Source organism: Polaribacter sp. AHE13PA (assembly GCF_019278505.1).
In the GTDB taxonomy this organism is placed as follows: Bacteria; Bacteroidota; Bacteroidia; order Flavobacteriales; family Flavobacteriaceae; genus Polaribacter.
The window spans coordinates 661,949-681,926 of record NZ_CP058985.1 but is presented as its reverse complement, the minus strand read 5'-3'; the positions used below and the strand labels follow the sequence as shown (position 1 = coordinate 681,926).

16 protein-coding genes are annotated in these 19,978 nt (G+C 29.2%); 1 reads left to right on the top strand and 15 read right to left on the bottom strand.

Annotated elements, in window-relative coordinates; genetic code table 11:
- Positions 1-3: 3 nt before the first annotated feature.
- The 11 genes from H0I28_RS03000 to H0I28_RS02950 form a co-directional block, all read right to left on the bottom strand.
- Positions 4-1,419 (bottom strand): MBOAT family protein, encoded by a 1,416-nt coding sequence (locus H0I28_RS03000; protein ID WP_218760412.1) that lies wholly within the window; start codon positions 1,417-1,419, stop codon positions 4-6.
- Positions 1,420-1,507: 88 nt separating this feature from the next.
- Positions 1,508-2,398: an alpha-1,2-fucosyltransferase gene (locus H0I28_RS02995; protein WP_218752772.1), complete on the bottom strand. Its 891-nt coding sequence runs from the start codon at positions 2,396-2,398 to the stop codon at positions 1,508-1,510.
- Positions 2,399-2,501: 103 nt separating this feature from the next.
- Positions 2,502-3,305, bottom strand: coding sequence for a glycosyltransferase (locus H0I28_RS02990; protein ID WP_218760411.1), 804 nt, complete (start codon positions 3,303-3,305; stop codon positions 2,502-2,504).
- A gap of 53 nt (positions 3,306-3,358) precedes the next feature.
- Positions 3,359-4,630 carry an ABC transporter ATP-binding protein gene (locus H0I28_RS02985; protein WP_218733231.1) on the bottom strand — a complete coding sequence of 424 codons (1,272 nt, stop codon included), beginning with the start codon at positions 4,628-4,630 and terminating at the stop codon, positions 3,359-3,361.
- Positions 4,631-4,632: 2 nt separating this feature from the next.
- On the bottom strand, positions 4,633-5,505 hold the full coding sequence (locus H0I28_RS02980) for an ABC transporter permease (RefSeq protein ID WP_218733229.1): 873 nt from the start codon (positions 5,503-5,505) through the stop codon (positions 4,633-4,635).
- A 334-nt stretch (positions 5,506-5,839) separates the two neighbouring features.
- Entirely contained in the window at positions 5,840-7,138 is a 1,299-nt protein-coding gene (locus H0I28_RS02975; protein ID WP_218760409.1) for a hypothetical protein, read from the bottom strand.
- Positions 7,131-8,234 (bottom strand): dTDP-4-amino-4,6-dideoxygalactose transaminase, encoded by a 1,104-nt coding sequence (rffA, locus tag H0I28_RS02970; protein WP_218760408.1) that lies wholly within the window; start codon positions 8,232-8,234, stop codon positions 7,131-7,133. Before rffA ends, H0I28_RS02975 begins: the two co-directional genes overlap by 8 nt.
- Positions 8,225-8,896, bottom strand: coding sequence for a GNAT family N-acetyltransferase (locus H0I28_RS02965; RefSeq protein ID WP_218760406.1), 672 nt, complete (start codon positions 8,894-8,896; stop codon positions 8,225-8,227). The genes rffA and H0I28_RS02965 overlap by 10 nt, the downstream gene beginning before the upstream one ends.
- The gene (locus tag H0I28_RS02960) at positions 8,893-9,825 is read right to left on the bottom strand and encodes a glycosyltransferase family 2 protein (protein ID WP_218760404.1); all 933 of its coding nucleotides are present in this window, start codon (positions 9,823-9,825) and stop codon (positions 8,893-8,895) included. The genes H0I28_RS02965 and H0I28_RS02960 overlap by 4 nt, the downstream gene beginning before the upstream one ends.
- Entirely contained in the window at positions 9,826-10,239 is a 414-nt protein-coding gene (gene aroQ, locus H0I28_RS02955) for a type II 3-dehydroquinate dehydratase (RefSeq protein WP_218760403.1), read from the bottom strand. It lies immediately after the preceding gene.
- Positions 10,240-10,317: 78 nt separating this feature from the next.
- Complete coding sequence (locus H0I28_RS02950; RefSeq protein ID WP_218760401.1) at positions 10,318-10,821, bottom strand: transporter; 504 nt, start codon at positions 10,819-10,821, stop codon at positions 10,318-10,320.
- Between the two features lie 224 nt (positions 10,822-11,045).
- Between H0I28_RS02950 and xerD the strand changes: the two genes are divergently transcribed.
- The gene (gene xerD, locus H0I28_RS02945; RefSeq protein ID WP_218760400.1) at positions 11,046-11,942 is read left to right on the top strand and encodes a site-specific tyrosine recombinase XerD; all 897 of its coding nucleotides are present in this window, start codon (positions 11,046-11,048) and stop codon (positions 11,940-11,942) included.
- Positions 11,943-12,078: 136 nt separating this feature from the next.
- On the opposite strand, the gene H0I28_RS02940 is transcribed toward xerD, so the two are convergent.
- The 4 genes from H0I28_RS02940 to H0I28_RS02925 form a co-directional block, all read right to left on the bottom strand.
- The gene (locus H0I28_RS02940; protein WP_254712826.1) at positions 12,079-13,188 is read right to left on the bottom strand and encodes an alkaline phosphatase family protein; all 1,110 of its coding nucleotides are present in this window, start codon (positions 13,186-13,188) and stop codon (positions 12,079-12,081) included.
- Entirely contained in the window at positions 13,188-14,774 is a 1,587-nt protein-coding gene (locus tag H0I28_RS02935) for a metallophosphoesterase family protein (RefSeq protein WP_218760398.1), read from the bottom strand. The genes H0I28_RS02940 and H0I28_RS02935 overlap by 1 nt, the downstream gene beginning before the upstream one ends.
- A gap of 63 nt (positions 14,775-14,837) precedes the next feature.
- Positions 14,838-16,316, bottom strand: a complete 1,479-nt coding sequence (locus H0I28_RS02930) for a SusD/RagB family nutrient-binding outer membrane lipoprotein (RefSeq protein WP_218760397.1) — start codon at positions 16,314-16,316, stop codon at positions 14,838-14,840.
- A 5-nt stretch (positions 16,317-16,321) separates the two neighbouring features.
- The gene (locus H0I28_RS02925) at positions 16,322-19,483 is read right to left on the bottom strand and encodes a SusC/RagA family TonB-linked outer membrane protein (protein ID WP_218760396.1); all 3,162 of its coding nucleotides are present in this window, start codon (positions 19,481-19,483) and stop codon (positions 16,322-16,324) included.
- Positions 19,484-19,978 lie beyond the last annotated feature (495 nt).

Genomic DNA, 19,978 nt, shown 5'->3' with positions numbered 1-19,978 from the left:
ATATTAAAATTGAAAATAAATAAAAGAAGTTTTATTTGAATCTGATGAGTAATACAAAATCATAAAAATAAACAAGATATAAAACACATACCTAAACTTGTTTTTAAAAACAACTACAATTTCATCTCTTCTAGAAAGCCATTCAATTAAAATAAAGATAAACAATACCGGAAACATTCTTTTTTGACGAATAACTGACGGTAAAAAATTAGAAATATCAAATATGCTACCAATATACTGTATCGCTTCTGTTATTGTTTCTGCTCTAAAAAACACCCATGCTAAACAAGTAACTGAAAAGGTTGCTATAATGCTTAAAATGTCTTTTATGGAAGTGTTTTTATGATTGACATCAATATTTTTTCTATTTCTATTGGTTAACAACAACGGAACAAACAACAAGGCGTTTAAAGCACCCCAAGCAATAAATGTCCAATTAGCACCATGCCAAAAACCACTAACCAAAAAGATTATAAAAACGTTTCTTAACTGAAATGTTTTAGAACCTTTAGAACCTCCTAAAGGAATATACACATAATCTCTAAACCAAGTGGTTAAAGAAATATGCCAATTACGCCAAAACTCGGCAATATCTCTAGAAAAATATGGATATTTAAAATTCCGCATTAAATCGAACCCAAATAATCTAGCTGTACCAATAGCTATATCTGAATACCCACTAAAATCCCCATAAATTTGAAAGGCAAAAAATACTGCTCCAATAATTAATGTTAGTCCAGATTGTTCTTGATAATTATCAAAAATCTGATTTACATAAACAGCACAATTATCAGCAATAGCCACTTTTTTAACCAACCCCCATAAAATTAACTTCATACCTGAAACGGCATAATTATAATCAAACTTTCTTTCTTTATGAAATTGAGGTAGTAAATTAGTTGCTCTTTCAATTGGGCCTGCAACTAATTGAGGAAAAAAAGAAACAAAGCTAGCAAAAGAAACAAAGTTATTTGATGGCGTTAACTTTTTTTGATATACATCTATCGTATAACTTAATGTTTGAAATGTATAAAAAGATATCCCAACTGGTAAAATAATCTGTAAGCTAGAAACATTCATTTGAATACCTAACTGTTGAAACCCAATAACAAAGTTTTCTATAAAAAAATTGTAGTATTTAAAGAAACCTAACATACCTAAATTAAAAAAGAGACTTAATCCTAATGCCCATTTTCTTTTTCTTTTTTCATCAGTAATTTCTAAGTATTTACCTATCGAAAAATCGACAAGAGTACTTAAAAAGATTAAGGACAAAAATCGCCAATCCCACCAACCGTAAAAAATATAACTGGCTAATAAGATTAAGATATTTTGTTGCTTCGTTTTTTTAAAAACAAACCAATACAAAACAAAAACAATAATCAAAAAGATTAAAAATTCGATGGAGTTAAAAAGCATAAATTAAGCTTGGTAAAGTTTATTAAAAATTTAGAAATAATTATTTTTTAAATATGCACGCTGAATAAAGTTGTTAGTTCAAAAAAAATTACATTTTAATCCATTCATTTGGAATTATATCATCATCCTCTGAACCATTACACCATTTTTTTGGTCCTATTATAATTTTTTTTGAATTTTCTATCAACCAAGCTCCCCACCAACTAAAAGTACTATTAGCTATAATACCGTGTTTAGCTTGAGTCATTAAATACATATCTTGCCACGAATTATCTCCATAGTTAAACTGAACGTAAGTAGCTGATTCAATATTTAAGTTTTCTTTAACCCATTCTTGATCATCTGAAAAAAAATAAAACCTTGGATTGTTAATACTCTTCGATAAATATTGTATAGATTTCTCATAATAACTCAAATTACAAATATTACCTAACGCTGTAACGTATTTTTCGCTTAGATAATCCCCTCTTCTAATATGGACAAAGACACTATTACACTCTTGCATTTCTATAGCAAGTAATTTTGTATCTTTAGACAATAAGTTTTTATTAAACTTAAAGCAGTCTCTAACTTCTTTTTTTGCATTTAGGAAATATTTCTCACTCTGCCATGTACCTAAATATAATTGATTTAATGATTTATTTTGATTAAATACTTTTTTATAAAAACAAAAACTTTTAGGTTCTGTAATAACTTCTAATTGAAGTATTTTGTATATTTTAAGTCTACGTCTTGATGAAAATTTCTTTAAGACTTTTATTAATAATTGTATATACCATTTATACCCATACGATTTATGTTCAGATTTATTTATAGAAAACAACTTCTCCAATTCATATCCCTGATGACCGTAAGAATGTGAATTATAATCCTCTGATACAAATACAAAAGTTTTATTGCCTTGTTTTCTAAAAGCCAGACAAAGAGCATAATCAAACATTTGATTACCTAAACCACCAGCAACATTTACAAGCTTCATATTTATTTTATAAATTATTTATTTTAAATTTAGAGAGTTTTTTTTTTAAAACTCTTTCCTGAATGTTCCTCAATTCTCTCTTTATTATTATCCTTAAAATCATTTAACAGTTTAAGCTTTTAGGTTTTAAAATGGATTCCTTTATAGCTGATAATATCTTTCTTAAATATTTATAATTTATTTTTTGTTCGTGATTTACATTTTTCACTAACTCAACAAAACCTTTATTATACTTTCTTGCCCTAATATATTCAAACTCATTAAAATCTACCCATGATGCATCCCAAAGATGCACGGCATAACTATTTGCCGTTAAATAATTTTTATAATTATTTTTTTCTGAAGACTTATTGGACGGTAATGGATAGAAATAATCGGTAGGATAAACGATAATATCTTCTTTTTCTATTTTAGATAAAAAAAGATCATTATAATTATATGTTTTTTTAAACGTCTCAGTGATTATTTTAGGAATGGCAATGGAAAATAAGTTCACAAATCCTCCAATTTTTAAATTACTATACTTTTCTAAAATTTTAGAAATAAATAGATGGTTTTTAGTTGCTCCAAAAATAGCTGCATTAATAGTTAATTTATCTTCAATTCCAACAAACATTTTATTTTTTAAAAGTTCATCAAAGTTTTTTACGACCAACACATCTGTATCTAAATAAATACCTCCATATTCATATGTTTTTTGTAACCTAACATAATCAGAAACAAATGCCCATTTTTTTAATTTATAAGCATTTTTAACAAAGCGATGTTCAAATTTAGTGTTTTTTTCATTCCATTCCATAAACTGGTAATCTGGTAAATACTTTTTCCAAGAAGAAATACAGTCTTTTACCAAATCTGGTTTTGGTGCTCCGCCAAACCAACAATAATGTATTATTTTTGGAATCATTAATTAAATTTAAATCTATAATTAAACATAGCACTAAATTAGAGTTTTACTTTTTAAGGTTGTGAATAACTTATTGCTTTATGGATAATTAAATTATGTTTATTTTCCAAGATTCTACTTGAATTAAACACATTATCTTCTTTAACTTTTATAGAAAATGCATCTTCCAGTGCTTCAAAATTAGATAAACTTCCAAAGTAAATTGTTATGTAATATTCCCCCTCTCTGTAAATTGGAAAGTTAGATATAATTAAATTTACAATATTAGTTCCTTTAGTTATTTTAAGAGGAAAACCTACATGTAGATTATTAAACCTCATAATAGACTCTCTCTTGTTATTACAAATTCCTATACCTAATTCTGGAGCAAAATAATCTTCTTTTACATTATAAGTAAATTCTATTTTAAATTCAGAACCAGCTTTTATAATTCTTGTTTGTTTATTATTGCTAAAGGTTTTTATAGATTGTATTCCAAATTGTTTTTTAAAATCAAAAAAAGCGGTATCATTTTTTAATACTTTTTTCAAATTTAAACTTTCATATTGGTTGAGGACTTCTTCTATTTCACCTATACAAGAAACCTTACCATCTTCTAATAAAACACCTCTAAAACAAAGGCTTTTTATTGCAACTAAATCATGACTAACAAACAATACTGTTCTTCCATCACTATTAGAAATATCTTGCATCTTACCAATGGCTTTCTTTTGAAACTCAGCATCTCCAACAGCCAAAACCTCATCTACAATTAAAATATCTGGTTCTAAATGAGCTGCTACAGCAAAAGCCAAACGAACCTTCATTCCGCTAGAATAACGTTTTACAGGTGTATCTATATAACGTTCACAACCAGAAAACTCTACAATTTCATCTAATTTTTCAGAGATTTCTTTTTTAGTCATCCCTAAGATTGCACCATTTAAAAAAACATTTTCTCTCCCTGTCATTTCTGGATGAAAACCGGTACCAACTTCTAATAAAGAAGCAATTCTTCCTTTAGATTTGATAGAACCTGTAGTTGGGCCCGTTACTTTTGATAAAATCTTTAAAAGAGTAGATTTCCCTGCACCGTTTTTACCAATAATACCTAGAACTTCTCCTTTTTTAACTTCAAAATTAATATCTTTTAAAGCCCAAACATATTCAGATTCACCTTTTGTAGCCCTATTATTAGATTCTCCTACTTTTAAATATGGGTCTTCTTTTCCTCTTATTTTTGCTAAAAATCGATTAAAATCATGACTAATTGTACCTGTACCAACTGTTCCTAAACGATATTGCTTAGATAAATTTTCTACCTTTAAGATTACTTCTTTTTCCATATCTAAATTGTATCTATAAACGTTTTTTCAGTTTTATTAAAAATTAATAATCCTAAAAAGAAAACTATAATGGTAAATATAGATGTATAAATAATTCCGAAAGTAGAGTAATTACCATCATTTAAAAGTATAAATCGACCAAACTCTATTAAGTGAGCAATCGGATTAAAATCTACAATCCAAGAATAATCTGTTCCTTCTTCAGTATTAATTAATTTTTCTCTCATTAAATCTAAAGGATACATTACCGCAGATATATACATTAATAATTGAACACCAAAAGAAACTAAAAAAGTTAAATCTCTATATTTGGTAACCATAGAACTAATTATCATTCCTAATCCCAAGCCCATCATCCCCATTGCAATGATTAATAAAGGGAAAAATAAAATGTATGCATTAGGTAAAACCTGAAAGCCATTAAAATAATAGTAAATATAAAAACATATAAAAATAAATATTTGAATCCCAAATTTCAATAAGTTAGAAACAACTATAGACATAGGCATTATTACTCTAGGAAAATACACTTTTCCAAAAATTGCTTCATTCTTTTTAAAAGTATCTGATGTTGCTATTAAACATTCTTTAAAATAGTTCCAAATAGTAATACCAGCTAAATTGAATAAAAAAGGAGGAACTGAACCTGTTGAAATTCCTGCTATATTATTAAAAACTAATGTAAATATAATAGAAGTAAATAAAGGTTGTATTAAATACCATAAAGGACCTAAAATTGTTTGCTTATATAATGTAACAACATCTCGTTTTACAAAAAGCATTAACAAATCTCTATATTGCCAAACTTCTTTTAAGTTTAAGTCTAAAAGACTTGTTTTTGGCGTTATTTCAAAAAGCCACTTTTCTTTCTCCATTTATTAAATTTTCTAAAAAACAAATATAATTTATTTAATGATTTTAACACTTAACATCAACCATAATTATATCTTTTTATGCATTAAAAAAAAAGAACCTTATCAAATCATAAAAAAATAACTTATAGAATTTTATAAATATTAATGGGGAATAAAACTAGCAAAACTAACACCAAAGCAACTATATTATAAACAGTATATAACATAAAACTATTAAACGTAAATTTATATTAGTAATCAAAAAGCAGTGTTATTCTTATTGAATCCATTAAAACAAATATTAAAAGTAGTTTTAAACTCTTTACTTATTTTTAAAAAAAATGTCAATTCTAAATTATATAAGATATTTATAATTATTAATTATAAACTTCATATTCATCAATCCCAATAACAAAAAATGTGCTACAAAAAATAAAAATTCAAGCTTATTTTTGTTTTTACTTTTTACATACTTATAAAAATAAGAAAAAAACAAAATTGGTATTAATACAATTACAGGTAAAAACCATCTAGGTTCTACATAAGAACAAATAATTAAAACAATAATTATGTTGTAATTTATAAAAAAAGCAGCTATTTCATTATTAATAATTTTTTTAAAAGTAATCTCTTTTTTAAAAACACCTTTAAAAAAGAAAAATAAACCAAAAACAAAAACGAGTCCAAGTATTCTTGTATAAGGTTTTATCAAATAAACAGCTTCTCTAGTTGATGTTTTTATACTTCTAGGAATATTAAATGTTATTGTTTCAAAAACTGAATTAGGTAATGAATTACTCCCATTTTCATCAATATAAGCAACAACATCTTCTGGTTTACAATGTTTACCATATTTTAATTTACCTTCCTCTAACCAAATTGCTGTTAAGTATTGTACTTGAGGCCAAGAAACATTTTTATATTCTATCTTTTTTTCCATAAAAGAAAGTTTCCCTTTTTCTTTTATAGAGGGGTAATTTAATAACAATAAACCAATTATAAAACTAACTACTATGAATGTGCTTTTATGAATAATGAGTTTATAATTTATTTTTTCTTTATAAAAATAGACACCTAAAATAAGAAAAAATGTTGGAAAGATTAAAACACTCATCATTCTTGTTGACAACATTAACGCGAGAATAAGCCCCAAATAAATATAAAGACTTTTACTTTCTCTATTTTTTTTTATGTGGAAAAAAATTATAAAAAATAATAACGTAAAAAAAGTTAATACGCTATCGTTAATGCCTTTAAATATAAAAGATAATAATACCATGGCATTAACAGAAGTAATTATAATGGATCTTCTATAGAGTTTGGGTAAATAACTATAATTTCTTTTAACAAACAACCAAAGTAATAAAATACTAGCCAGACCAAAAAACAAGCTAGTCATTCTCATTGCCATTACCCTTTCTATACCTACTTGATAAAATAAAAAGGAAATACAATTAAAGAAAGTTGAATTTCCTAAAACATTTGCCTCTGAAAACCCAGAATCTATAAAAACATCAAATCCTTTAATAAAAAAAACTTCATCTCTTATAAGTCCTGTCTGAATAAATATTGACAACAATCTTATAGCTGCATAAACACTAGTGGTTAGAATACTAAAACCTACAAATAAATTTAAAATATTTTTCTTATTCATAAATAACACAAGATTGTTCCAACTCATAAAACAAAGGCATTCTTACCAAAGTATCTGCATATCTATCGCAATTAGGTAATTCTCTGCCATCATGCTTATCTTTAAAATACGGACTAGAGTGCAAGCTTACATAATGAAAAACAGGATTTACTGCTCTTTCTTTATACCCAGAAATAAACTCATTTCTCTTTTTCAAAGATGCTAAAAGCACATAAAACATGTGTGCATTATTTGTTGCATAATTGGGCACCATTGGTAATGACACCTTTTCCTCTTCTTTAAAAAACTTATAATATGTATTCCAAATTTCTTTTCTTCTTTGCTGAATATCTTCTAAATTTTCTAATTGAGCCCATAAGAATGCTGCAATAATTTCTGAAGGTAAAAAAGAAGACCCTACATCTACCCAACCATATTTATCTATTTCTCCTCTAAAAAAAGCGGAACGATTGGTTCCTTTTTCCCAGATAATTTCTGCTCTTTCTATAAATTGTTCATCATTAATACCCAACAAACCACCTTCTCCACTAATTACATTTTTTGTTTCGTGAAAAGAAAATGCCGACAAATGACCAATACTTCCTAATGCTTTTCCTTTGTAAAAAGATTCTATCGCTTGGGCGGCATCTTCAACCACATAAATTCCATATTTTTTAGCCAATGCCATAACTGTATCCATTTCGCAAGCTACACCTGCATAATGTACTACAACAATTGCTTTTGTTTTTGATGTAATTAAGTCTTCTAGCTTATTTTCATCAATATTAGGTTGATCTTCTCTGGAATCTGCAAACACAATTTTAGCGCCTCTTAACACAAAAGCGTTTGCTGTAGATACAAATGTATAAGAAGGCATAATAACCTCATCTCCTTCTTTTATATTTAAAAGAATAGCACACATCTCCAAAGCATCTGTACAAGAAGTAGTTAATAATGCTTTTTGAATACCATATCTTTCTTCAAAAAAGTGTTGGCATTTTTGTGTAAAAACCCCATTACCAGAAATTTTCCCAGAAGCAACAGCTTGTTCTATATATTTTGTTTCATTACCCGTTAAATAAGGTTTGTTAAATGGTGTTACAGTATTTACTCCCATAGATGATATATATATTCTTTTTGTACAATATTATACTGTATTTTCTTATAAAATGTTACAGCAATTTTATTACTTTCTTGAGTTTCAACTGAGATTTCACTGCACCCATTGTCTAATGCCCACTTTTCTACAGCCAACATTAACTTACTACCAATTTTAGCACCTCTTTGATCTTTATCAACAGCTAACAAACCAATTTTACAGACTTTTTTATCTTTTTTTAAGGTAACCATGCCAACATCAATTCCGTCAATTTTATAGGTAAATACCTCATCACTAAAACTTCTATTTACAGAGTTTAAAATCCATAATTTATAAAATTCTAAAAATTTATCATTAGGTATTTTAGGGTCTATTTTAAATCTAGAATACTGACCACTTTGATAAGTTAAATAAAGTAATTCTTTAGAAACCTTATTACCTAAAGGATAAGAAATTATTTTAGGATCTATTTCTGTTTTTCTCTGAGTCAGTATTTTAGTAAAAGTAACTTTAACATCAAATAAAGACTTCTCTAATAACGTTACCGCTTCTTCACAAAACAAATAAGTTAATCCTTTATTAAGTTGTATTTCGTTAGCTTTTACAGCACTTTTACATTTACTTCTATAAACATCAATTCCAAAAAAAATCGAATCCCATTCTAAATATTCTACTATCATATATTCTTTTTTTGATATACAATATAAGAGGGTCTTGCCTTTACTTTGTCAAATACTTTACCTAAATACACGCCGATAACCCCCATAATAGAAATTAAACAACCCGATAAAAACCATATTGAAATAATAATAGTTGAATATCCTTTAACAACAATATGATTAGATAAACTTAAATATAAGTTGTATACAATCATTAATACAGAAATAAATACAAGCAAAAACCCAAACTTTACAAAAATCTTTAAAGGCTTATTAGAAAAAGATACAATATTATCAAACGCCAAACTTAATAATTTACCAAAACTATAACTAGAACTCCCCTCCAACCTTTTAGCATGTTTTACAGGTACAACTACTTTATCATAACCTACCCAATTAATCATAGTTGGCAAAAACTTTATGGCATCTCCTAATGATAATACAGAAAGAATAACATCTTTATGATACACCCCAAAATTACCTACTTGATGTGATAAATTAGATCCTGTAAAAAAGTTTAAAATTTTGTAAAATATTAACGAACCTAACTTCTTTGTAAACGTATCTTTCCTTTCTTCTCTCGCTCCTAAAACAATTGGAAACCCTTTTAATGCTTTGTTATATAATTTTTCAATTTCCTCTGGTACATCTTGTAAATCTCCGTCCATAACCACAACCCAATCTCCTCTTGAAAATTCCAATCCACAAAAGATTGCTGGGTGTTGACCAAAATTTCTACTTAAATTGATAGATTTTATATTATTATTTCCTTCGGATAATTTTAAAGCTACTTCCCAATCATTTTCTGGACTTCCATCATTTATTAAAATAATTTCATAAGAAATATTTAATTTTGAAAAAACTTTTATTAATCTTATGCATAGCTCTTCTATAGTGTTTGCACATCTGTACAAAGGAATTACAACCGATATTTCTTTTTCTTTTTCCACCTACAAAAAACTCTCAATTCCCAACTCATAACTCTTTAGACCAAAACCTAAAATAACTCCTTTACAAACCGGAGATAAATAAGATTTATGTCTAAAAGCTTCTCTATTGTGTACATTAGAAATATGCACTTCTACAACTGAAGTTGTAATACCACTAATTGCATCTGCAATAGCAACAGATGTATGCGTATATGCACCTGCATTCATAACAACACCATCATATGAAAAACCAACTTCGTGTAATTTATCGATGATAGCACCTTCACTATTCGACTGAAAATAAGACAACTCTACATCATTAAACTTTAATTGAAGTGTTCTAAAATAATCTTCAAAAGTTTCTGAACCATAAATTTCTGGTTCTCTTTTTCCTAATAAGTTTAAATTAGGTCCGTTTAGTATAAGTAGCTTCATAAATCAAAAATACATTTTTTCAACAAAAAAACGGAAGCTTTTCAGCTTCCGTTTGTAAATATAATCAATATTTCTATTTTAGATTCCGAACATTACGCCCAAACTAACATTATTCATTTCTAAACCATCATTTGAAATTCCAGAATAAGAGACATTCAATTGTGTGGTATCATTAATTTTATAACCAACTACGGGTCTATAATAAAAACCACCATCTAAATCTTCACTTAAACCTATTGCATAACCAAGGTTTGCTCCAACTACAAATTTTTCTGAAACATTAAATCTTGCAGCACCAGATATTGGTAAAAAAGAAGCGTCTGAAACCTCAATAGAACTCCCTCCTAACACCTCAACATCTTTACCAAAAAAGTGAGAATATTGTATCGATGGACCTAAAGTAAAACCATCTGCAACAGGATACATATAATTTAACTCTGCTCCTAAAGTTAAACCATAAAAGTCATTGGCATCACCTGTAGGCACTCCTACATTTAGCCCTCCATTTAAAATACCTTCTTGTGCATTTGCAGCACCTACACCCATTATTGTTACAAAAGCAACTATCAATAATTTCTTCATAATTTTTAAATTTTTAAGTTCTCTACAAAAGTAAATCAGTACTGCTTTTTACTTGAACGGAAAAGATTTAAAAGTTGACTCAAATGAAATTGAGTAAATTTTTAGCATAAAAAGAACTACTCAACTAGTTGTATTAGTAAGGTTTCTTTTAAAAATAATTTTATAAGAAACCCTAGTAAAATTCTTTAGCTATCTTTTCTGCTAACTTTTAATATCTTTATCCCATGAAATGGCAAAACGCAATTAGAGATTTTCAACTCTTTTTAAAGATAGAAAGAGGGCTTTCTAAAAACACAATTGATAGCTACACGAGAGATTTAGAAAAACTGATGTTGTTTTTAGAAGAAAATGAAATCAACCACACTCCTATTACTATTGACGAAGAGTCCATTCAGCAATTTATTTATGAAGTTGCTAAAAAAGTGAATCCTAGAAGTCAAGCTCGTATTATTTCTGGTTTGCGTAGTTTTTTTGATTATTTAATTTTTGAAGATTATAGAGAAACCAATCCGACAGATTTAATTGAAGCTCCAAAAATTGGAAGAAAATTACCAGATACCTTGTCCGAAGATGAAATAAATGCACTTATTTCTGCTATCGATTTAAGTCATCCGCAAGGCGAAAGAAACAGAACTATTTTAGAAACTTTGTACAGTTGCGGTTTGCGTGTGAGTGAACTTATTACACTACAAATTTCTGATTTATTTTTTGAAGAAGGTTTTGTAAGAGTGATCGGTAAAGGAAATAAACAGCGTTTTGTACCGATTCATTATGCTGCTCAAAAATATATTTCGTCTTATATAAAAGACATTAGAACTCATATCACACCGCAAAAAGGTTTTGAAGACACGGTTTTCTTAAACAGACGCGGCAAAGGGTTAACCAGACAAATGATTTTTATCATTCTTAAAAATCTATCTCTGGAAATTGATTTAAAAAAGAAAATTAGTCCGCATACGTTGCGTCATTCTTTTGCTACACATTTGTTAAAAAACGGAGCAGACTTAAGAGCTATTCAACAAATGTTAGGTCATGAAAGTATTACCACAACCGAAGTGTATGTGCATTTAGATAAAAGTTATTTAAAAGAAGTGGTAGAAACCTATCATCCTAGAAAATAAAAAAAACTGTCTAAAAAAGTTTAAATCTTGTCATACTGAACTTGTTTCAGCATCTAGTTCTAAGAACCTAAAATAAATTCAGGTTGACAAAAAAACAATTTAAAGACAGCCTTTTTAACTTGTTAAAAACAACTTCTTACTTTATAAAAGAAAAAGGTTTCCCAATTGAATCTGTTGTTACTTCTAAATCTAAAAGCTTTCCTACAGAAGCAGCTACTTGATTTGTATACAATTGTTCTTCCGATACAATTTCTCCTTTTGCTTCAATTTTATTTCCAAAAGCAATTACCCAAACTTGGTCTGTATCTTTTATGGAGTCTCCATGATGTTTCCAGGTTTCTAAAGGTTCTGTACCTCTACCATGATCTGTCGTAATTATAAAAGTCGTTTTTCCTTTATAAAAAGGATCTTGTACTGTAAAGTCCCAAAGTTTTTTAAGGAATGCATCTGTTCTTTGTGCCGATTTTAAATACGCATCATATTCTCCGTCATGTGCAAAATCATCGGTTTCTCCGTAAGAAATAAACACCAACTTCGGATGTTTTTTCTTGATTGTTTCTAAAGCATAATGATGTGTAAAAACATCTAAACGAACACCTCCCCAAGGACTCGGAGTTTCTGCTTGTAATTCATTTAAGAAAACTTCTTTATCTGACAAATCAGTACCTTTTGCTTCTCTAAAACCTGCATTTACATATAAACCGCTTCTTTCTTCATTGATAATCGACGGAAAAACATCCCAACTTCCTAAAGCAACAACCTTACCTTTATAGGCTTCCGATTTTTCTGCTATTTCTAAAAACGTAGTATTCGGATTCTGAATTTTATTGTTGCTATTAATTCTTACATCATCTGCCTTTCCTGTTAAAATCTCATTATAACCCGGATACGAAAAATGCATTCCGTTGGTTAAATTCATTTTACTTCCTTCCCAACGGTTTCCGTGAATTTGCCCTGTTTTAGCAACTTCCCCCCAAATAAAAGGAAGCAACACTTCTCTTCTTTTGATTGCAGATTCCCTCCAAAATTCTTTTTTCAAACTTTCGGGATTCCCAACATATTCTTTATTTCCTACCAATAAAGAATCAGCACCAGCAAACAATTCTTGCCAACGCAAACCATCTAAAGTAATTACAAAAACCTTATTAGAGTCGTCTTCTACAAAGGTTATTTCATTCTTTTTTTCTGAAGAACACGCAGCTAACATCAACAAAAAAAAGACACTTAATAATTTTAATATTTTCATTATTTAATTGTTTTAAATGTTTTTATCGCAGACCAATTACTCCAATTTAAAAATTGATCTCTGTAACGTACACGGACATAATAGGTAGTATCATTTTGTAGTTTTCTGTCTAAAACCTCATCCGTTAAATCATCATTCTTTTGTCGGTTTTCTCTGTAATACCAATTTTCATGTTGTTTCCATGAATCATAAGTTGGTTTTGCAAAATCTGCTGTGGTAGATACTTGCCAATTTGCTCCTGCATGAAAAGTATCTTTTTTATCACTTGTAAAAGAATTTGCTTTTAAAACTACTTTATAAATAGGTTGTTCTTCTTTGCTAAAACTAACTAAAACAGGTGTTTTTGGCTGAATCGTTTTTTTAAAAACCGTAATACTATCTCTTAATTCGTTATTTCTAAATTCAATATTATTACCTCTACTTATTCTTTTTAAGGTAAAAGAAGGGTTCTCTTTATCTGGATCTATGGTTGCTAAAACAAAACCATATTCGTCTTGTGTTACTGTAAATTCGTCATAATCTCTACCTTCAAATTCGCCCCAATTATCAATTGCGCCTCCGGCGGAAGCAACATTTACCCAAAGATGTTTGTGCTCTTTAGATTGTCCTCTAGAATAGCCATGTGTGTGTCCGAAAAAGTGCAAACTTGGTTTATTAGATTCTTTGGTAAAATCTTCTAATAATTTAACAACTTTTCCTGAGAAATCTTCTTCACCAGGAATCCATAGCTCAGATTTATGTGGATGATGTAATTGTGCAAAAACAAAATCTATAGAATCATTTTGGGCTGTTTTAGTCAAAAGCTCTTTTAACCAAGCTAATTGTTGCTTTATATTTCGATAACCATCATTAGAGTCTAAACCAATAATTCGGGTATTAGCATAATCTTTAAACCACCAATGTTCTGCATATTCTGGACTTCCGTTTTTAGGAAGGCTAAAATACTTAAAGAAATAATCTGAATTCCGTTCATGATTCCCAGGAACTGGATACATAGGCACTTGAGAAAATAATTTTTCTGATTGTTTAAAAAAATGTTCTTCCCATTGATTAAAAGTACTGCCAGTAACTACCAAATCTCCTGGAATTACCACCATTGCTAGATTGTCTGAAATATCTCCGTCGAAATTTTCCTTAAAATAAGGTAAAACACCTTCTTCTACAATTTCTTGAAATTTTGTTGGATGCTGCCAATCATTTTGCATATCACTCATAGCGACTAAGTTTATCTTTTTAGAACTGCCTGCAAAAGGAGGTGTTTTAAATTGATACACTTCAGAAACAGCTTTACCTGTTTGTACTTTATAAAAATAGGTTGTAAACCTTGTTAAGTCTGTTATTGCAACTTCATGCACTCTTTTATCTGTAAAATTAATATCAAAAGAAGTTCCTGAAACTTTATTTTTTAACTTATTCTTTTTTGTTCCCCAATAAACAATAGATTCTTCTCCAAAATCAGTTTGCCACATAATTTTAATAGAAGTAGGTTCTGCATCTTGTAAATAAGGTTTTATCTCTATTTTTTGCGCCCACAAAAACGGAGCACAAAACAGTATAGAAAATGTAATGAATATCTTTTTTTTCATTTTTATTTAAATTAAAAATAAGGCCATAATTAAAATTACAACCTTATTTAGTTTGTTTTTCTTTTACTTTAACCACCAAGTCAATTCTCTAATTCCATCATTAGAACCTCCAAATTGTCTATCAATAGCTTCCGTAACATTGGTAGCATTGTTATTGTATTCATCTAAAGGATAAATCCATCTTGTTGGAGGTGTATCTGAACCTAAATATGGAAATTCTGGATAACCTGTTCTTAAATGATCAAAATACATGTTCCATCCACCTTGTAAAAAAGAAGTCAAATATTTTTGAGTAAGAATTAATTCTAATTTTTCTTCGTCTGTAGTTGCATTTAAAAAGTTCACTTTTGTTCCTGCAATATAATTTACAGCTTCAGCTTGCGTATAATACGCTTCATAACCTTTTGCATACGTATTATAGAATTCGAAATTTGCTTTAATTCCGTTTTCATAATAAATTTGAGCACTTGTTGAAGAAATCCATCCTTTTACTGCTGCTTCTGCCAAAATAAATTGAACCTCTGAAAAACTTAAAAGATTATGTGCCTCTGTTGTTGGGTCTGCTGTATACCTATCATTTACTTTAGATATATCTCCGGCTGCTGCCACTAAATTCACATCATTATAAGCCGCAATAGGATTTCCTCCTGCGTACGCAGTAAAATCATCTATAGACAAACCTGCTTCTTTTGCATTTTTAGTCTGACCTGCAATAGCAAATAATCGTTTATCATCTCTTTCTACCAACATATCTATAAAAGTAGATGCCATGTATAAACCAGAACCATACCCACTAGAATTGAATTCTGTATATCTAGAATCTACCACATCTACAAATTCTAAACGTGCACTTTCTTCTGGAGTTGCTATTATAGATTCTGAGTTGTAAATAGAGGCAAATTCATTTTTAATATTTAAAGAAGAACTTCCTTCCTTTTTAGAAAGTGTCAACAAAACTTTTAAACGAAAAGAGTTTACTAACTTTTTCCATTTGCTAACATCTCCATTAAAAATAGGATCTCCAGTAATAATACTTGTTCCATCTAACAAAGTGTTTGCCATTTCTAACTCACCTAAAACCCCTGTAAAAACCTCTTCTTGTGTACTGTATTTTGGTTGATATAAATCTTCCGTTTCTCCTTTTAAAGCGTCTGCATAAGGAACATCACCAAAAGTTAAGGCTAAATCATAAAAATAATAGGCTCTAAAAAAATATCCAATTCCTTTGTAAGAATCATCATCAATTCTATCTGCTTCTTCCATCATTTTACTTACTTGTCTTAAGCTATTGTATGCATCAAAACCAGCTCTATCCCATTTATAAAATTGCGAAGTACTCTCGCCATCCGTTTGTACAATCATTCTTGAAGCATACATTGCCCCTGTTCCTTTTACCTGAAAAGCAGATGTTACAATGTTAGTTAGTAATAAATCTGGATGTGTTACACTTACTTTATTTGGATTGTCATTGATGTCTAAATCTTCACAAGAAGAGACTACAATAGTCATCATTAAAAATAATATTATCTTAAAATTTTTCATTTTTATTAAAATTTAAAAGTTAAACCTAAACCTAAATATCTTGTAGAAGGATCTTGTAAATTATCATCATTTCCGTAATCTGGATCAATGATATCTGCCTTTTTTAAGATGAATAAGTTGTAACCGTTTATACTTGCATTAATTTGTTTAATTCCTTTTACTTTTAACACATTTGTTAAATCGTAACTTAAAGCAACGGTTCTTAGTTTAAGGTAAGATCTGTCGAATACATTGGCAAAAGTTTCGCTTTCTTCTTCTGTAACTTGCGCTCTATAAGGATAGTTTTGAGACCAAGATTGCCAGCTTACTGGAGAAGTATGTGTTGCATACGTTCTTGTATCTGATGTTACATTTCCGTTTAAATCTCTTTGCACAGAACCACCAGTTACATTTACACCATTTGGTACATATACTGTTCCAATTCCGTTTGCATATTCTGCATCTCTATATTCTGTAGAGTTTGGATGTTTACCACCCCACCACATTTTTTCTACAGTTAAAGATCTCATTAAACCTCCCCAAACACCATCAACACCAACCTTTAATGAAAAGCCTTTGTATTTAAAAGTGTTTTCTAAACCAAATCTAAAGTCAGGGTTTTTATTTCCTATATTTTGTTCATATGGATTTTTAGTTGGCATCCCTGTATTAGAATCTAAAATTAATTCTCCTTCTGCAGATTTTTCCCAAACGGTTGCATAATATGCATCAGTTCTATCATTTAAACGTAAGCTATTGTATTGTTCTGCTCCTTCATCTAACCTTGTTAAACGCTGTACCTTTTTAGACCAGTTTGCTAAAACATCCCATCTAAAACCTGTATTTTTAATTGGAGTTGCTCTTACAGAAACTTCAAAACCATTGGTTGTAAATTGGTGTGCATTTTCTTTTCTTGATGAAAAACCAGATCCTAAAGAAATTGGTAAATCAATAATTGAATTTTCGTCAATTGCATTATAATACGCAAAATCTAACCCTATTCTATTATTTAAAAAACCTGCACTTAAACCTAATTCTACATTGGTTGTTAAAGATCCTTCTATATCAGGATTTACCAAACTCCCTGAATACGACAACTCTGGACTTCCATCAAAAGTACCCGCGTTGTCATAATAAGAGTTTATTTGATATGCACTTAAAGATCTTTTTACTTGCGCCCAAGAACCAAAAGCTTTTAAATAGTTGATAGATTCTGGTAATTCAATCCATTCTGAAACAATAGTACTTAAAGAAACAGAAGGATAAAATAAAGAATTATTATCTGTTGGTAATGTAGAGTGCTTATCCGTTCTACCTGTAAATGTTAAAAATAACTTGTTATCAAAATCTAATTCTAACATTCCATATAAACTGTTTACAGACCTTTCAGAAAAATCTGTACTTGCTATAACGTTTCCTTTTGTATTATTTAAACTATATAATTCTGGTACAATAATACCATCTGTAGCATTATATTCTTGTTGGTATTTATGATATTCTGATGAAGCTCCTGCATTTAGACTTAAAGAAAATTTATCTGTAATTTCTTTATTATAGGTAGCTAATACATTATAATCTACATCCACAGAATTGGTATTCCAAGTTTTGTAATCTCCATCTCTAGGGTCACCATAGTTTAAATAAGATTTCGGACTTTCTCTGTTTTCAAAACGGTCTTTCATAACTGCAGAACCCATTGCCTGAATACTAAAATCGTCTGAAATTTGATAATTTAATTTTAATTGTCCGTTTAAAACATTAGAGTCGTATCGCTGATTTAATTCATTAGCAGCAAAATACACGTTATTATACCAAGCGTAATTAAAGTTTGCTTGTCTATATCCTTCTTGACCTGGAATGTATCTGTGTTCATTTAATTCTTGACCATTTACATCATCTCCCATCCAAATTAAGATAGTGTACATGTGATTTTTTGGTCCGTAACCATGTCTTGGATAATTAGGAGAGAAAACTTTGTTATACGCCAATTTACTATCTAAGGTTAATTTATCTGATAACTTTGTTGTTGAATTAAAAGTTAATCCTCCTGTTTTTAAATCGGTATTTGGCACTCTACCGGTATGCGATTTGTAGTTACCAGATAATCTATAAGACCCATTTTTAGAGGAATTTGCTACAGAAAAAGAAGTCGTATTGATAACTCCTGTCCTTAAAAAGTCTTTTAAATTATTATGATATTCCCAATCAATTGGCACTCTAGAATAACGAGACTTATCATCATATTTTGTTCCACTTACATCTCCCCACCAAGGAGTAACATCACCAGAAATATTGTCTTTAATAGGACTATTCCATTGTGCTATTTTTACTCCAGGCTCAAATTTTGGTCCCCAAATCATATCTCCATCAGAAATACCACCATCCTGTCCGTCCCAAAACTCATATTGACCGTTAGAACCATTTCCATATTCTGTTTGTGTTTCCGGAAAAACAGTAAAACCAGCACTCACCATGGTATTATGAGAAACTGTTATTTCTAATCCGTCTGATTTTTGACCTTTAGATGTTGTAATTTGTATCGCACCATTTCCTCCTCTATAGCCGTATAAAGCAGATGCAGAAGTTCCTTTTAGTACCGTAATATCTACAATATCGTCTGGAGAAATGTCATAAAAATCTGTGCTAACAGGAATCCCATCCACCACAATTAATGGAGATTTCCCTCTTAATGTAAAAGAAGGTGCCTGAAATAAACCTGTTGGATTACTAACTGTTAAACCAGCAACTTTACCAGTAATTAAACCTGCAGCATTTGGCGCAACAACTTCTTTAATAATAGAAGCATCTACTCTTTGAGTAGCATAACCAACTTTCTTTTGTTCTCTTTTAATACCTAAAGCCGTAACAATTACCTCACTTAAAGCATTAACCTCTGGTAACATTGTAATGGTAATATTTTTTCTATTTCCAATAACAATATCTTGACTTTGATACCCAAGAAATTCTACTCTTAAAATACTGTTTTGATCTGTAAATTCTATTTTAAAATTTCCATCAAAATCAGATGTAGTCCATTTATTATCTTTAACTATATGAACACTTGCTTCTGGTAACAAAGCGCCTGTTTCATCTATTATTTTCCCTGTTAAGACTTGCTGAGAAAAAGCTGCAGTCCCAAGAAAAAGTGACATTAAAATTAAAAATTTACTTAAAATTTTGTGTTTCATTTTGTAGTTAGTTTAGTTTTGTTATTGAACTACAAAGCAAAAAATATTAAGTTAAATCAACCTAAAATGAACGTTAGCATACTGCAAGTAAAATCACTAATTAGCTTACCATTTTGTTACCTAGAGATGGTTTTCTGATTTTATATTAACATTAATTTAAGAAACATGGAGATAAAAAAACCTTAAGAATACACTAAAGGCTAATTAATTTTTAATTTATCGGGTTCTCCAACACCTTTCTTATAAGGCATTTAAAATCCTAGTTTAAGAAAATATTTACTTATTTTCAGTGGGTTTTATCTTAGTAAATACTACAAATATTTACTCTATAAAAAAGCTTCGCTAATGTTACAACAAAGAAGGTAAAGGACTAGAAACACAAATATTAAGAAATGTATATAAGCATAAATCCCTACCATAAACATGATAGGGATTTATAAGAATATCTTGATAACACAAAAATGTATCTTCTTTGGGAAGGATAAGAATGGGCTT

Bases quoted from the DNA above. Each gene is read 5' to 3' on its own strand.
- H0I28_RS03000 (WP_218760412.1), bottom strand. From the start codon at position 1,419: ATGCTTTTTAACTCCATCGAATTTTTAATCTTTTTGATTATTGTTTTT.
- H0I28_RS02995 (WP_218752772.1), bottom strand. From the start codon at position 2,398: ATGAAGCTTGTAAATGTTGCTGGTGGTTTAGGTAATCAAATGTTTGAT.
- H0I28_RS02990 (WP_218760411.1), bottom strand. From the start codon at position 3,305: ATGATTCCAAAAATAATACATTATTGTTGGTTTGGCGGAGCACCAAAA.
- H0I28_RS02985 (WP_218733231.1), bottom strand. From the start codon at position 4,630: ATGGAAAAAGAAGTAATCTTAAAGGTAGAAAATTTATCTAAGCAATAT.
- H0I28_RS02980 (WP_218733229.1), bottom strand. From the start codon at position 5,505: ATGGAGAAAGAAAAGTGGCTTTTTGAAATAACGCCAAAAACAAGTCTT.
- H0I28_RS02975 (WP_218760409.1), bottom strand. From the start codon at position 7,138: ATGAATAAGAAAAATATTTTAAATTTATTTGTAGGTTTTAGTATTCTA.
- rffA (WP_218760408.1), bottom strand. From the start codon at position 8,234: ATGGGAGTAAATACTGTAACACCATTTAACAAACCTTATTTAACGGGT.
- H0I28_RS02965 (WP_218760406.1), bottom strand. From the start codon at position 8,896: ATGATAGTAGAATATTTAGAATGGGATTCGATTTTTTTTGGAATTGAT.
- aroQ (WP_218760403.1), bottom strand. From the start codon at position 10,239: ATGAAGCTACTTATACTAAACGGACCTAATTTAAACTTATTAGGAAAA.
- H0I28_RS02950 (WP_218760401.1), bottom strand. From the start codon at position 10,821: ATGAAGAAATTATTGATAGTTGCTTTTGTAACAATAATGGGTGTAGGT.
- xerD (WP_218760400.1), top strand. From the start codon at position 11,046: ATGAAATGGCAAAACGCAATTAGAGATTTTCAACTCTTTTTAAAGATA.
- H0I28_RS02940 (WP_254712826.1), bottom strand. From the start codon at position 13,188: ATGAAAATATTAAAATTATTAAGTGTCTTTTTTTTGTTGATGTTAGCT.
- H0I28_RS02935 (WP_218760398.1), bottom strand. From the start codon at position 14,774: ATGAAAAAAAAGATATTCATTACATTTTCTATACTGTTTTGTGCTCCG.
- H0I28_RS02930 (WP_218760397.1), bottom strand. From the start codon at position 16,316: ATGAAAAATTTTAAGATAATATTATTTTTAATGATGACTATTGTAGTC.
- H0I28_RS02925 (WP_218760396.1), bottom strand. From the start codon at position 19,483: ATGAAACACAAAATTTTAAGTAAATTTTTAATTTTAATGTCACTTTTT.